Origin of the sequence: Serratia sp. BIGb0234, from assembly GCF_024809915.1 — a bacterium.
Lineage (GTDB): Bacteria > Pseudomonadota > Gammaproteobacteria > Enterobacterales > Enterobacteriaceae > Serratia > Serratia liquefaciens.
The window spans coordinates 48,042-61,862 of sequence record NZ_JANUEI010000010.1 but is presented as its reverse complement, the minus strand read 5'-3'; the positions used below and the strand labels follow the sequence as shown (position 1 = coordinate 61,862).

Sequence of the window (13,821 nt, the reverse complement as noted above, 5' to 3'; positions counted from 1 at the left end):
CAGTTTTATACCGCTGCCTATAATTGGAATCGATTACCATTTATGGTGGTAATCTTATTTGCTGATATATATGCATTAATTCTCTCTAACACACTGCCGGCAACGGCGCATAAACTCCTTCCCGTAAGCGTACGGTTCGTTCTCCGTGGCTTCCTGGCAGGTTATGTCTATCTGTCTGATTGAAAACAATCAGCTAATGAGTGGAATCGAACCAATGCAATCTACTAAAAAGGCAATTGAAATTACTGAATCCAGCCTTGCGGCTGCGAGCTCCGCTTACAATGCAGTAGATGATTTGCTGCATTATCATGAGCGAGGCAACGGGATTCAGGTTAATGGCAAGGACTCATTTTCTACCGAGCAAGCCGGGCTGTTTATTACCCGCGAGAACCAAACCTGGAACGGTTATAAAGTTTTTGGCCAACCGGTTAAATTAACGTTCTCTTTCCCGGATTATAAATTCTCTTCCACCAACGTCGCCGGCGATACCGGACTGAGCAAATTCAGCGCGGAACAGCAGCAGCAGGCTAAGCTGTCGCTGCAGTCCTGGTCTGACGTGGCCAATATCACCTTTACCGAAGTTGGTGCCGGCCAGAAGGCCAATATCACCTTCGGTAACTACAGCCAGGATCGTCCCGGCCATTATGACTACGATACCCAGGCTTACGCCTTCCTGCCGAACACCATTTATCAGGGCCAAAACCTGGGCGGGCAGACCTGGTACAACGTCAACCAGTCCAACGTGAAACATCCGGCCAGCGAAGACTACGGCCGCCAGACCTTTACCCACGAAATTGGCCATGCGTTGGGCTTGAGCCATCCGGGCGATTACAACGCCGGTGAAGGCAACCCGACCTACAGAGACGCCAGCTACGCCGAAGATACTCGTGAGTTCAGCCTGATGAGTTACTGGAGCGAAACCAACACCGGTGGCGACAACGGCGGGCACTACGCTGCGGCGCCACTGCTGGATGACATTTCCGCTATTCAGCATCTGTATGGTGCCAACCAGACCACCCGTACCGGCGATACCGTGTATGGCTTCAACTCAAATACCGGCCGTGACTTCCTCAGTACCACCAGCAATTCGCAAAAAGTGATCTTTGCGGCCTGGGATGCGGGTGGTAATGACACCTTCGATTTCTCCGGTTACACCGCTAACCAGCGTATTAATCTGAACGAGAAATCTTTCTCCGACGTGGGTGGGCTGAAAGGCAACGTGTCCATTGCCGCAGGTGTGACCATCGAGAACGCGATTGGCGGTTCAGGCAATGACGTGATCGTCGGCAATGCGGCCAACAACGTGTTGAAAGGTGGCGCGGGCAACGACGTGCTGTTCGGCGGTGGTGGGGCTGATGAGCTGTGGGGCGGTGCGGGCAAAGACACCTTTGTCTTCTCTGCGGTCAGCGATTCTGCGCCGGGTGCCTCCGACTGGATCAAGGATTTCCAGAAAGGCATCGATAAAATCGACCTGTCATTCTTCAATCAGGGCGCGCAGGGTGGCGATCAGATCCACTTCGTCGATCATTTCAGTGGCGCTGCGGGCGAAGCCTTGCTGTCTTACAATGCGTCGAATAACGTCAGCGATCTGGCCCTGAATATCGGCGGCCATCAGGCCCCGGACTTCCTGGTGAAGATCGTCGGCCAGGTTGACGTCGCCACTGACTTTATCGTTTAACAGTGCAGGTGCTAACGCCCGGCGCCGGTTGGCCGGGCGTTATACAGGAGACGATATGAAGGGCAGCTTAGCGCACGCCGCCTTAGTGGCAGGCGGCATGATGGTTACGGGGGCAGTTATGGCCAGCAGTTTGGTTCTTCCCAGCGCGCAATCATTGGCGGGGCAATGGCTGGTCGCCAATGCCGAACAACAATGTCAGATTGAGTTTTTGGCCGGTGAACAGAGTGAAATCAACGGCTACTCATTGGTTGATCGGCAGCACTGTTTGGAAAAGGTGTTAACCGCCGAGGTGGTCGGTTGGCGCCCTGCACCGGACGGCATCGCTTTGCTGCGGGCGGATGGCAGTACGCTGGCGTTCTTCTCGCGCGATGGCGATATTTACCGCAACCAGCTTGGCGCGGATGATGGGCTGACGCTGAAAGCGCTGGTATAACAACAGCGGGTTCGGCAGTCGAACCCGCCCTGAGCAGCCTTACAGATACAGCGAACGTACGATCAGGAAATGGCCGGAGAAATAGCAGAAGGCCACCAGCGCATCCGCGGCGCGGAAGGTCCAGCGATAGCGGTTAACCAGCCACACCACGTTGGCCAGCAGCAGCAGTGAAGTGCCCGCCAGCAGCGAGAAACCGAAATCGGTGCTGCGCATAAAGTACTGCTCACCCGCCAGCCACACCATCAGCAGCGTCATCGCTACATAAGTGGCGATCGGCCAACGCATTTCTTCCAGTCGCGTCCAAATTGTTGCCAGTAACAGCACGCCGATAATCAGCAGCGCCAGCGGCAGCGGCCAAAACAGGCTGAAGGTCATCTGACTGGCGAAGCTCAGGGTATACAGCAAGTGCGACAGGAAAAAGGCACCGATGGCGTAAAGCACGCGTTCGCGCGGCAGCAGCAGCAAGGTGTCGGCGATTAAGGTTGCCAGCAGGCCGAGGACGATCAAATACCCTGCAGGCCCCAACACCGGCGCTTGCCAGGCCAGCAATAACAACAGCAGCAGAGTGATGGGCTTAAACACCCAGCGCTGCCAGCGAGGCCCACGGTAGGAGGCATCGACGAACAGCCAACCGGAAAAGAATACGGCAAGGAACGGCCAACTCATTATGTCTTCCTTATTCATTGTGGGAACCACAGCAACCGGTTCCAAATTGTTACCAGTGTCACTTCCTGTTTGCAGTGTAGGCAGCGCCTCTGCGATCGACAATGCTTTCTTGCTGATGAACTGTAACTTATTTGCAGAGTAAGAAAGGGAGCCGTGGTTTTTCTCGGGAAAATTTACTGACAATGGCTGCTCGACCGCCGTGAATCATTTTCTAAGAACAATAACTGCCCGATGCGAATGCTAATTAATTAGTAATTAATGCTGCGCGTGACAATAATAGCTAAGGATTAATCTTAGAGTCTCATTACTATTTAGCACGTTTGGTAACTGTATTTGCATTTTTGGCTGTTTTTTAAACCCGCCATCGGTCCTGCTTGATACATGATGTTTCTGGGGAGTTATGCAATTGAAAATAAGAAAATATCTGAATGAATCAGAAATAAAAAAAATGATAAAAAATATAAAGGGAGGACTAAACTCGGTCAGGGACAGCTGTATGATCACCATGTGCTTTGTTCACGGTTTGCGGGCCAGCGAGTTAAGCCGTATGACGCTGGACAATATAGAACTCGCCGAGCGGCGGGTTTTTATTTCGCGACTGAAAAATGGTCTGTCGGTTCAGCACCCATTACAACCGGATGAGACCCTGATGCTTAAACGCTGGCTGGATGACCGTAAAGACAGCCCGCATGCCGGCCAGCCCTGGTTGTTTTTGTCGCGCAAGGGCGGCCGGCTATCGCGCCAGCAAATCTACCGACTGATCCGCGATTACGGTAAAGCGGCCTGTCTCGAATTACCTGCCCATCCCCACATGTTGCGTCACGCCTGCGGTTATAGCCTGGCAAATAAAGGTATGGATACCCGGTTGATACAAGACTATCTCGGCCACCGGAATATTCAGCATACGGTACTCTATACCGCAAGCAATGCCCAACGATTCAAAAGAATCGAATTTTAACTTTCGGCCAGGGCTTAATTCGCGCGAAATGGCCACAGCGTGATAATTAAGCGATGGCTTTTTTCCTATTGGCCATTGATTTAATGTTTAAGGCCTATTCAGAGTGGACGAGGCAGTTTTTTTTGGGCCCGGCATGGTAGTGTTCGGCGGCGGCAAACAGTGCCACCTCATGGGGCACATTAAGTCGCCGCATAAGATTGTGTTTTTGGCCACTCACCGTTTTGACGCTTTTCCCCAGCAACTGCGCGGTCGCCGTGACGCTGCCGTTGCGCAGCAGGGCGGCCAACACTTGCTGTTCCGCTGCCGGTAAGGCAATCTGCGCGGTTGCATGCTGTGGGCCGTAAAGCAGCGCCCCCAGCGCATAGAGTTCGCCGTTATGTTGCAAACCGGCTTTGTCCATGGCCCGTTTTTTATGGCTGGAAATGGTGCGGATATCTCGGTTCATGCGGGCAGCCAGCTTCCAGGGGTGCATGCCGCCAAGCAATGTCAGCAACACACGACTCTCTGTTAGCGTCAAAAGTGGCAGGCTCTGTGGCAGTTTGGTGGCCAGACCGGGAGAGATGTTCAGCACGCCTAACAGACGGTGCCAGGCTGGGGTGGAAAACGGTGCTTGCAGACTCAGTTCCAGGTCATGCCGGCAAGACTTCAGCACCACCAGTTGCCACAGCAGCGGTAGCCAGTTGACGCCGCCGGTATGGGGCAGGGGCTCTAGCCGCACGGCGCTTTCGGCGGCGGGCTGCAGTTTGAGAACAATGCTGGGCAGACTGTCCGCCGTGGCAATATTACGAAGCAGGTCCAGCTCCTTGGGAGCGGGGAAATAGCCGGTACGATTGTTAACGGTCAAACGCATATCATCTCTCCTGCAATCAAATGAAAAAATTGTGCCGGGGTTAAAAAAACCAGTAGAGCAGCAGCGCAAAAAGACACCAGAGCAGTGCACTGAGGGTAAGCATCAGGTTCCAGACAAGCCGCTCCAGGTGATACAAGGTTCTTTTGGTCAAGACAGGGTCATTCCCCCTTGGTTTGAAAAAGTCGGGGCCGGTTAGACGCAACGCTGTTCATGTCATTACGGCTTGGCCCCGGTGGGAAAAAGTTGTCTATAGGCAACCTCTCCAATGAGGGGGAGCGAAAAGGGCCGGTTATTACAGATGCAGTTCGCTCCACGGCCGCTGAAGCAGTTGTGCCCAGACGCTTTGCCTGTCTTCATTGCGAACCCTGGTACTCTTTGTTCGTAATGGCACAGGTTGGCTTACCGTGCGGATCCAGACCCGCAGTTCCTGGCGGTGCGATCGCGGATGGGTATAAACGTGTTGATCGCAGGTGATGCAAGGGCTGTGTACGATATAGCGCAGAATGTAACCCGCTTTACGGCGCGGTACGTTAAAGGCCTGCATGATGCGTTGGCGATTCAGATAGTGGTTTTGCAGCAACCCCCAGGTGGCCACAATGCGACATAACGGCTGTTCGGCCAGGTGCGCTACCGTATCCGGCAGGGTGATATTCTCGTCATGCTGAAGCTTCATAAAACCCCCTGTCTCCTTGTACAATCAATAGTTGTTGGTGTGGCTTTGCCATGGATAAATTGTCTTGTGCCCGGTGCTTTCGATTAATGCTGAAACCCGTGTTGGGTGACTTGAAAAAAACAAGAGTGAATCTGTCGCCACTACTGCGTATTTTCTTCACGAGCATGTATCCACCAGTATTTCCACCTTTGCTGTTTTAAAGGGAACTGGTGCAGAGATGCAGAATTTCATTTTGGTATATCAATTAAAGTTATTTTTTTTATTTTCTCCTTTTATTTCAGTGTGATGCATTGGTTTTTTTATCGTGCTGAAAATGCGACATTTTGGACCAAATTGTGACATTCAGATAATTAATCTGTTTTTAGGTATCCCCGCGGGCTAATGTTTTAGTTTTCGTGGAGTGCTGACGGATTTGTCAGTGTATGTATCTGAAAACAAAATGACGTTGCTTCGCTGTTTAATTGCGTTAATTTATTTAACAAAGGTTCGCTTCGGTGAGCCTTTTTTATTTTGTTTAGTGGGTTGTTGATATTGAAGGAAATAAAATTGTTGCGTGAAAGAGGGGGGTATTCTTATTGACTTGAAATCGTACAAAACTAAGATATGTAACACTTTGGTCCAAAATGACCTATTTTTCACCTCACTTTTTTTGCCATAATCCAATAAAGCGATTGGGATTACTGGCGGTATATATCACCGTATGTCGAATATTCCGGTGACCCAGATAATCCTGAATCAAACGGGTGTCGACGCCCGAATCCGCCAGCGCATAGCCACAGGCATGTCGCAACATATGTGGGTGCGATGCCACCGTAATATTGGCGGCCTCGCCGTAGCGTTTAATCAAGTAATGCACGTGTTTACGCGTCAGTTGGCCGCCTTTTTGCGACAGGAATAACCACTCGCTGTCAGCATCGCGCCACTTGTTACGCAAATTCAGCCAGCACAACAAGTGCGGCAGCTCATCTGGCGCCAGGGGATGCACGGTCGAAAAACCGTTCTTCAGGCGGCGGATATAAATCACGTTATCGCGCAGATCGATATCAGATATTTTTAACTGACAGGCTTCGCTGGCGCGCAGCCCGTGGATAAAACACATCTGTATTAAACAACGGTCACGCTCCGGATGTTTTCCAATGTGCGTGGCAAGCAGGATGTCATTTATTTCACCGAGAGTGAGGTGTTTTCGAGTTTTCATTATTTTGGCTCCATATAGCCTCTCCGGCCCGATGCCGTATGAGGATCTTACTGGAGAGAAAATAGCCTGTTTCCATTTTTTTACGCATCTATTTTCTTTGCAAATAAATGGCGGCAGGTGATCTGACAGGAGGAGTAAAAACCACCATGCAGCAGGAAATAACCGCGATGGCCGCACCCACGATACTCACCCGCAAGGCCGCCCGTGCCGTTGCCATCAAAGCCGCCAGTTTGGAGCGGCGCATCATGCAACTTCGCGGTATAGCTTATGGCGTAGAAGACTGGTTGTGCGCTTTGCGCAAGGCCGCCGAGTTGTGGCGTTGCGTCAGTGAGACCCCTTGGTTGGCTGAAAATGAACGGCGCTATGCCCAGTTACGCCAGCGGCATTGTTCGCACCCGGCCACCCAATTGCTGGTACGTCAACGCTATCAGGCCGATAGCCAGCAACCCTGAATCCACTGCAGAGGACTAACTTATGTCTGCAACCTCCCTTCCACCGCGTTTGCGCGTGGTCATGATGATGACACCGGGGTTGATGCGCGAAGGCACCCTGCGGGTACTCGAACTGGCCCGCCAGGCAATCGCATCGTTAACCGTGGTCGACGATCTTTTGACTCTGCGACAGACGTTGTCGCAAGGCGGAGCGGATGTCATCCTCACCGGCCTCTCCGGGCATCGCGACAGGCTACGCGACTTTTTCCTGTTCTATTCCCACTATCTGCGCTTCAACATCGATACAACCTGGCTGCTGTACAGCGAACCCCTTACGCCGTTGCTAACCACCCTCAGCCCGTTGGCTCCCCATGAAGGGCCGCTGTGCCTGCCGCATGATCTGCAGCCACATCTGCTGCATGATTTGCTGCAGAAACGCCAGGCAATGAGCCACCTTGCCTTTATGAACAGCGACTCGTTTCCCCGGATGCCGGCAAATATTGTGCTCAGCTGGCCCGAGCTGCAGGTTCTCAGTCATTTTGTCTGTGGTGCACTGGAACATCTCACTACGTCGACGGGCGGATTCACGACGAAGACCCTGAGCGCCCATAAGCGCAGCGCGATGCGCAAACTGGGTGTGTGCTGCGATCAACAACTCCATGCGTTGCTGCATGGATCTCGGCTATGCCCAGCCAGGAGGAGCCCGGATGTGGTCGTCAGCCAGGGATAAACGTATCCGTCGCTACACCTGGCTGGCGATGTTGCTGGTTTGTGGCATTTTTTGGTGGGGGGTCATTTGGTGCGCGTTGAAATTTGCCGGTCTTTAATGGCCGGTGGGCGATGGCCTGGCCGACTGTTGAAACAATTTATCAACGGGTGCTTACCCCCTCAGGGCTATACGCTCGCCGTTGGGATGGCGGCGGCGTTGTTGGGAGGCGTATTGTTTTCCTCTCCGGCTGAGGCGAGCACGTGGGTGGGCCGCTCGCCGACTTCTTTTATTGGCAACTGCCGGAAGAACGCATTGCCGCAGATAGTGGCGCAGTGTCGCCATGATGCGAGCGCGCTCGATACATCGCCCGCACGTCACTCCGGACGTTATCTCCACGCGCTGAATGACCGGTTTGCTCAATGGGGGATCGGCCCAGCCACAGATGCCAGTGCTTCGTTGAACCGCCGCCAGCGTTGCGAGCTGTATCACTTCTGTAGTCTGTTGCATCAGCAGGTTGGCAGGTACCTGTTGGACCAGCTGTTTTTGCCACAGGGTGGAATGGCTGAAGTGGATTATCGTACGGTGGCCACTAAGGCTCCCTGTTTAAGGAGAAACAATAATGCGTCTAAAAGTGATGGTTATGGAGCCGGATCCCTGGTTTCGGCTCGGGGTGTTGTCGGTGCTTGCCTCGCTTCCGGCTCAGTTTGAAGTTTGCGGGGTCACTGACCGGGTGTCGGATTTGCAGGGTCTGGTGCAGAAACAGCCATTTGACCTGTTGCTGTCAGACACTCACGGTAAGGGTGAAAGCCTGGATAACTACTTTGTCTTTCGCAGGGAGTTTTGCAAGAGGCTCTCTCATGTGACCTGGCTGATGTGGAGCGACGGTTATGGCCCTTTCTTATCGGGCCTGTCTTCCAGGCTGAAACCGCCGGTTTGCCTGCAAAAAAAGCTGGGGCCGGCCGAGTTGAATTCGCTGCTGGTGCTGCGCCATCGGCTTGGGCATCAGCATTTTTTGGCCGAATATCGGCGGACTCAGATGTGCGTCTGCTGTCACCTGACGCAAAAAGAGCTTTTGGTTATCAGTGCACTGGCGCATGGCGAACCGCAAAAGCAGCTGGCGCGGCGCTTGGGCCGCAGTGAAAAAACCATCAGCTCACACAAGGTCCAGGCCTTGCACAAGCTGGGTGCCAGTAGCGATCGGCGACTGTTTCATCATCAGGGGGAAAACCGCCTGCTGGACATTCTGCGCTATGCGGGCATCAACATTCCCCACGCCCCCTTGGGGGGGTACTCGGCGTAACTCAATCTAATGCCGATGATAAGCTGCGTAGTGAGGAGTGAACGCCGGTATGCGGGGCAACTGCGATGCCATTTCAGGAGGTGTGCTATGTTTACGCTGATTTCACCGCGTGGAGATGGGAAGTAAGATGAGTAAGCCACCGCTGTTTTTTATCGCTGTGATCGCGTTGATCGCCATATTGGCGACGCACCGCTATTTCAATCAGCGCCGTATTGAAGCGGATAACGATCGTGCGCCGGTACGCAGTTTGCAGGTCACGGTGAGTGATAAACGTGAGTTTCCGGTCGCCAAGACCCGGGCACCGCAGCGTGAGCCGCTGGTCAATGAACCGATGCATTATGAGGTGGTGTTTAGCCCGCAGCGCGGTGGCGAAGAGATCCGGCTGCGGTTGAAGCCGTGGCAGTATAATCCGATTGAAAAAGGCGCACAGGGCACGTTGAGCATGCAGGGCACGCGCTTCGTCTCATTTACTGCCCAGCCGTAGGGCACCGGACCCGGTGCCCATGTGGGGTTATTTTCTTTTGATTGGCGGCTGTTTTTTCTGCCAGGCCAGCAGTTCGAAGACGCCAAAGATGAAGATCTTGGCTTCTTGCCAGTAGCTTATCGGCTGATCTTTCGGTTGCGTGGACTTCAAAAGAACCAGCTGCAGCCCGTGCATCACCACCATAAAGAACAGCGCCACGTCGATGAAATATTTCAGCGGCTTGGGAAAGGGGTGAAACAGGTTGGAGAGCAGAAAGCCCCACACGCACAGCATCAGCAGGCGACCCAGATTAATCAGCATTTTCGGTTTTCTCTTGCGAACGGATATAAAGACGATAAGCCACCTGACCGGCGACTTTTTCACGGTGTAATTGCCAATTGGCCGGGACATCAGCGGCGGCGCTTTCGGCTTCGGCCTCTACATAGATCCAGGCCTCATCGGCCAGCCAGCCCTGCTGCTCCAGCAGCGTGACGGTTTCAGCCAGCAAACCTTTGCGAAAAGGCGGATCGAGAAACACCACGTCAAACGGCTGAGCGGGGGTCGCCAGCCAGCTCAGCGCGTTGGTATTGACCACCTTGCCATTGCCCTGCAGCAGGGCCAGATTTTTTTCCAGTTGCTGCGCCACCGGGCGTTCGAATTCCAACAGCGTGACGCTGCTGGCATAGCGCGACAACGCCTCCAGACCGAGCGCACCACTCCCGGCGAAACAGTCCAGGCAGCGTGCCCCCTGGATCACCGGCGCCAGCCAGTTGAACAGGGTTTCCCGAACGCGATCGGTGGTCGGACGCAGCCCGGGGCTGTTGGGTACCGGCAGTTTTCGCCCGCGCCATTGGCCACCGATAATGCGGATCTGCCCGGCCGCAGCCTGAGACGGTTTTTTTGCCGATGCCCGTGGCGATAGTCTTGTCATAGGTTTGCTTTGATTGTTTTCTGGCGGTGAGGCCGAATGAGTTGGCGATAAGTTGCCTCTATTCTACCGGTGAGAGGCGCTGGGGGAAACGGTAAAACTTTGTTGCCTGATTTCACAGTGGAAAGCATGCCGGATGCGTGTTGCTGAACGAGGGAAAGTGATAGACTCGGCGAATTATTGTCAGCATAAGCAAGCCTTCGGTACGGAGTAGAGTCATAACATGGCAAAAGATAAGAAACGCGGGTTTTTCTCCTGGCTGGGCTTCGGCCAGAAGGAAGAAGAGCAACAGCAACCTGAGACGCCGGTAGAAGCGGCGGAAAATCAGGCCGTGGAGACCCCGGCTGAACCGGTCGCTCCCAAGCTGGATGACCAGCTCCCCGCGCAGGAATCTGAACCTGCCGCTTCCGTAGAGACGCCTGGGGAGTGGGACGGCAGTCTGACCGGCGAGCATATTGCAGAAAGCGTGCCGGCGATCGTCGAACACACTGCCGCGGCAGAAAAGCTGGCGGAAGAGATTGTCACCCTTACTGAACAGGTGGCGGCAGAACAGCAACAGCCGGCAGCGGAAGAGATTGCCGTGCCTGTGGCCGTGGTTCAGCCTGAACCCGAACTTGTCATCGAGCCTAAGCCAGAAACGACCGCGGTATCAGAACCCGAAGTGGTTACGCCAGAGCCGATTATTGCGCCAGAACCGGAAGTGGTTGAACCGGAACCGGTGATGGTGCCCGAACTGGAAGTAATTGAGCCTGAACCTACTATCGTGCCAGAGCCAGAGCCAGAGCCAGAGCCAGAGCCAGAGCCAGAGCCAGAGCCAGAGCCATTGTCGGCCAGCGTGGCGCTGGAACCGATTATTGTCGCGCCGGCCATTATCGAAGAAGAAGAAAAAGAATCCGAGCTGCTGGCCCCTGCGGTCACTCAGGAGCAGGAACGTCCGACCAAAGAAGGCTTCTTTGCCCGGCTGAAACGTAGCCTGGTGAAAACCAAGCAAAATTTGGGATCCGGTTTTGTCGGCTTGTTCCGCGGCAAGAAAATTGACGACGAACTGTTTGAAGAGCTGGAAGAACAGCTGCTGATTGCCGACGTCGGCGTGGAAACCACGCGTAAAATCATTACCTCTCTGACTCAGCATGCCAGCCGCAAGCAGTTGAAAGACGCCGATGCGTTATACGGCAAGCTGAAGGAGGAAATGTCCGAAATTCTGGCTAAAGTTGATCAGCCGCTGGATGTTGGCGGTAAAAACCCGTATGTCATTCTGATGGTTGGGGTGAACGGCGTGGGTAAAACCACCACCATCGGTAAGCTGGCTCGCCAGTTCCAGGCGGAAGGCAAATCGGTGATGCTGGCGGCGGGGGACACCTTCCGTGCCGCGGCGGTAGAGCAACTGCAGGTGTGGGGCGAGCGCAACCGTATTCCGGTGGTGGCGCAGCATACCGGCGCGGATTCCGCCTCGGTGATTTACGATGCGGTTCAGGCCGCCAAGGCCCGGGGCATCGACGTGCTGCTGGCCGATACGGCAGGGCGTTTGCAGAACAAAGCGCACCTGATGGAAGAGCTGAAGAAGATTGTCCGCGTCATGAAAAAACTGGACGACCAGGCCCCCCATGAGGTTATGCTGACTCTTGATGCCAGCACCGGACAGAATGCTGTCAGCCAGGCGAAATTATTTAATGAAGCCGTGGGCTTAACCGGTATCACACTGACTAAACTGGACGGTACCGCCAAGGGCGGGGTGATCTTCGCCATTGCCGATCAGTTCGGTATCCCGATTCGCTATATCGGCGTTGGGGAAGGCATCGAAGATTTGCGGCCGTTTAAGGCTGACGATTTTATTGAGGCACTTTTTGCCCGAGAGGATTAATACGGATGATTCGCTTTGAACAGGTCAGTAAAGCTTATCTGGGCGGACGGCAGGCCCTGCAGGGGGTGGATTTCCATCTGCGCCCGGCAGAGATGGCGTTTCTGACCGGCCATTCCGGCGCGGGGAAGAGTACCCTGCTGAAACTGATTTGTGGTATCGAACGGCCAAGCGCCGGCCATATTTGGTTTGGCGGCCATGACATCAGTCGGTTGAAAAACCGCGAGGTGCCGTTCCTGCGTCGTCAGATCGGCATGATTTTCCAGGATCACCATCTGCTGCTGGATCGCACGGTGTATGACAACGTGGCAATGCCACTGATCATCGCCGGCGCCAGCACCGAAGACATCCGTCGCCGCGTTTCCGCTGCGTTGGACAAGGTCGGGCTGCTGGATAAGGCGAAGAACTTCCCGATTCAGCTTTCCGGCGGTGAGCAGCAGCGTGTGGGTATCGCCCGCGCGGTGGTGAACAAGCCGGCGGTATTGCTGGCGGATGAGCCTACCGGTAACCTGGACGATGCACTGTCGGAAGGCATTCTGCGTCTGTTCGAAGAGTTTAACCGCGTGGGTGTCACCGTGTTGATGGCCACCCACGATACCGGGCTGATCGCCCGTCGCAATTACCGCATTCTGCGCCTGAGCCAGGGCCGCATGGCTGGAGGAGCGCATCATGGCGAATAATGCAAAAACCGCCAAGAGTAAAGCGCTGCGTGGCGGCTGGCGGGAACAATGGCGCTACGCCTGGATGAACGCCGTCAAGGATATGCTGCGCCAGCCACTGGCGACGCTGCTGACGGTGATGGTAATCGCCATCTCCCTGACGCTGCCAAGCGTGTGTTATATCGTTTGGAAAAACGTCAGCACCGCGGCGACGCAATGGTACCCTACGCCGCAGTTAACGGTGTACCTGGATAAATCCCTGGATGACGACGCGGCGGTGAAAGTGCTCGACGCCATCAAAGCAGAAGCCGGCGTTGAGAAAGTGAATTACCTGTCGCGTGAAGAGGCCCGGGGCGAATTCCGCAACTGGTCCGGCTTTGGCGGCGCGCTGGATATGTTGGAAGAGAACCCGTTACCGGCGGTCGCTATCATCACGCCGAAAATGAGCTTCCAAAGTTCCGACACCCTCAATACCCTGCGCGATCGCGTCGCGGCGGTGCAGGGGGTGGATGAAGTGCGGATGGACGACAGCTGGTTTGCTCGTCTGGCTGCACTGACCGGGCTGGTGGGGCAAGTGGCTGCAATGATCGGCGTGCTGATGGTGGTGGCGGTGTTCCTGGTGATCGGCAACAGCGTACGTCTGAGCATCTTCAGCCGTCGCGATACCATCAACGTGATGAAGCTGATTGGCGCCACCGACGGTTTCATCCTGCGGCCGTTCCTGAACGGCGGTGCGATGCTGGGCTTCTTTGGCGCATTGCTGTCGTTGGTGTTGTCCGGGGCGATGGTGTGGAGACTGGAGTCGGTGGTCACCGGCGTGGCCAAGGTGTTCGGCACCACCTTTACCCTGCACGGCCTGGGTTGGGATGAGGCGTTACTGCTGCTGATTGTTTCCGCGATGATCGGCTGGATCGCCGCCTGGCTGGCGACGGTGCAACATTTACGCCGATTTACACCACAATAAAGATTTTTTGGTATACTCTTCTCCTGCTGCTCCGAGCGTGTTGCGGGAGAAGA

At 54.6% G+C, this 13,821-nt stretch carries 16 protein-coding genes; 10 read left to right on the top strand and 6 right to left on the bottom strand.

The window, feature by feature from the left end:
* The first annotated feature begins 214 nt into the window (after positions 1-214).
* Positions 215-1,678: a serralysin family metalloprotease gene (locus tag M2407_RS24050; protein ID WP_020824798.1), complete on the top strand. Its 1,464-nt coding sequence runs from the start codon at positions 215-217 to the stop codon at positions 1,676-1,678.
* 55 nt (positions 1,679-1,733) lie between these two features.
* A complete protein-coding gene (locus M2407_RS24045) occupies positions 1,734-2,111 on the top strand; it encodes an AprI/Inh family metalloprotease inhibitor (protein ID WP_122076532.1) in 378 nt (125 codons plus the stop codon).
* 39 nt (positions 2,112-2,150) lie between these two features.
* Here M2407_RS24045 and M2407_RS24040 read toward each other — a convergent pair whose 3' ends face one another.
* On the bottom strand, positions 2,151-2,777 hold the full coding sequence (locus tag M2407_RS24040; protein ID WP_020824800.1) for a lysoplasmalogenase: 627 nt from the start codon (positions 2,775-2,777) through the stop codon (positions 2,151-2,153).
* 406 nt (positions 2,778-3,183) lie between these two features.
* Here M2407_RS24040 and M2407_RS24035 point away from each other — a divergent pair, with 406 nt between their 5' ends.
* Positions 3,184-3,735 carry a tyrosine-type DNA invertase gene (locus M2407_RS24035; protein ID WP_259220092.1) on the top strand — a complete coding sequence of 184 codons (552 nt, stop codon included), beginning with the start codon at positions 3,184-3,186 and terminating at the stop codon, positions 3,733-3,735.
* Between the two features lie 94 nt (positions 3,736-3,829).
* Here M2407_RS24035 and M2407_RS24030 read toward each other — a convergent pair whose 3' ends face one another.
* The 3 genes from M2407_RS24030 to M2407_RS24020 all read right to left on the bottom strand — a co-directional run bounded on the left by M2407_RS24030 (position 3,830) and on the right by M2407_RS24020 (position 6,456).
* A complete protein-coding gene (locus tag M2407_RS24030; protein ID WP_201895845.1) occupies positions 3,830-4,585 on the bottom strand; it encodes a LuxR C-terminal-related transcriptional regulator in 756 nt (251 codons plus the stop codon).
* Positions 4,586-4,877: 292 nt separating this feature from the next.
* Positions 4,878-5,258, bottom strand: a complete 381-nt coding sequence (locus M2407_RS24025; RefSeq protein WP_122076538.1) for a CaiF/GrlA family transcriptional regulator — start codon at positions 5,256-5,258, stop codon at positions 4,878-4,880.
* 640 nt (positions 5,259-5,898) lie between these two features.
* The gene (locus M2407_RS24020) at positions 5,899-6,456 is read right to left on the bottom strand and encodes a tyrosine-type DNA invertase (RefSeq protein WP_122076541.1); all 558 of its coding nucleotides are present in this window, start codon (positions 6,454-6,456) and stop codon (positions 5,899-5,901) included.
* A gap of 146 nt (positions 6,457-6,602) precedes the next feature.
* On the opposite strand from M2407_RS24020, the gene M2407_RS24015 reads away from it, so the two are divergent.
* The 4 genes from M2407_RS24015 (at position 6,603) to M2407_RS24000 (ending at position 9,380) form a co-directional block, all read left to right on the top strand.
* The gene (locus tag M2407_RS24015) at positions 6,603-6,908 is read left to right on the top strand and encodes a hypothetical protein (protein WP_122076544.1); all 306 of its coding nucleotides are present in this window, start codon (positions 6,603-6,605) and stop codon (positions 6,906-6,908) included.
* Between the two features lie 22 nt (positions 6,909-6,930).
* Positions 6,931-7,617, top strand: coding sequence for a hypothetical protein (locus M2407_RS24010; RefSeq protein ID WP_259220056.1), 687 nt, complete (start codon positions 6,931-6,933; stop codon positions 7,615-7,617).
* A gap of 598 nt (positions 7,618-8,215) precedes the next feature.
* The gene (locus M2407_RS24005) at positions 8,216-8,896 is read left to right on the top strand and encodes a LuxR C-terminal-related transcriptional regulator (RefSeq protein WP_259220055.1); all 681 of its coding nucleotides are present in this window, start codon (positions 8,216-8,218) and stop codon (positions 8,894-8,896) included.
* A 127-nt stretch (positions 8,897-9,023) separates the two neighbouring features.
* Entirely contained in the window at positions 9,024-9,380 is a 357-nt protein-coding gene (locus M2407_RS24000; protein ID WP_128864846.1) for a DUF2500 domain-containing protein, read from the top strand.
* A gap of 27 nt (positions 9,381-9,407) precedes the next feature.
* Here the strand turns inward: M2407_RS24000 and M2407_RS23995 are convergent, their stop codons facing one another.
* Both M2407_RS23995 and rsmD read right to left on the bottom strand, forming a co-directional pair.
* Entirely contained in the window at positions 9,408-9,680 is a 273-nt protein-coding gene (locus tag M2407_RS23995) for a DUF1145 family protein (protein ID WP_006317223.1), read from the bottom strand.
* Positions 9,670-10,290 (bottom strand): 16S rRNA (guanine(966)-N(2))-methyltransferase, encoded by a 621-nt coding sequence (gene rsmD / locus M2407_RS23990; RefSeq protein WP_259220054.1) that lies wholly within the window; start codon positions 10,288-10,290, stop codon positions 9,670-9,672. Before rsmD ends, M2407_RS23995 begins: the two co-directional genes overlap by 11 nt.
* A gap of 220 nt (positions 10,291-10,510) precedes the next feature.
* Between rsmD and ftsY the strand changes: the two genes are divergently transcribed.
* Genes ftsY through ftsX form a run of 3 tightly spaced genes read left to right on the top strand, consistent with a single transcriptional unit; the run spans position 10,511 to position 13,768 of the window.
* Positions 10,511-12,148: a signal recognition particle-docking protein FtsY gene (ftsY, locus tag M2407_RS23985; protein ID WP_259220053.1), complete on the top strand. Its 1,638-nt coding sequence runs from the start codon at positions 10,511-10,513 to the stop codon at positions 12,146-12,148.
* Positions 12,149-12,153: 5 nt separating this feature from the next.
* Entirely contained in the window at positions 12,154-12,825 is a 672-nt protein-coding gene (ftsE, locus tag M2407_RS23980; protein ID WP_020824813.1) for a cell division ATP-binding protein FtsE, read from the top strand.
* Positions 12,815-13,768 carry a permease-like cell division protein FtsX gene (gene ftsX / locus M2407_RS23975; RefSeq protein WP_020824814.1) on the top strand — a complete coding sequence of 318 codons (954 nt, stop codon included), beginning with the start codon at positions 12,815-12,817 and terminating at the stop codon, positions 13,766-13,768. Before ftsE ends, ftsX begins: the two co-directional genes overlap by 11 nt.
* The last annotated feature ends 53 nt before the right edge of the window (positions 13,769-13,821 follow it).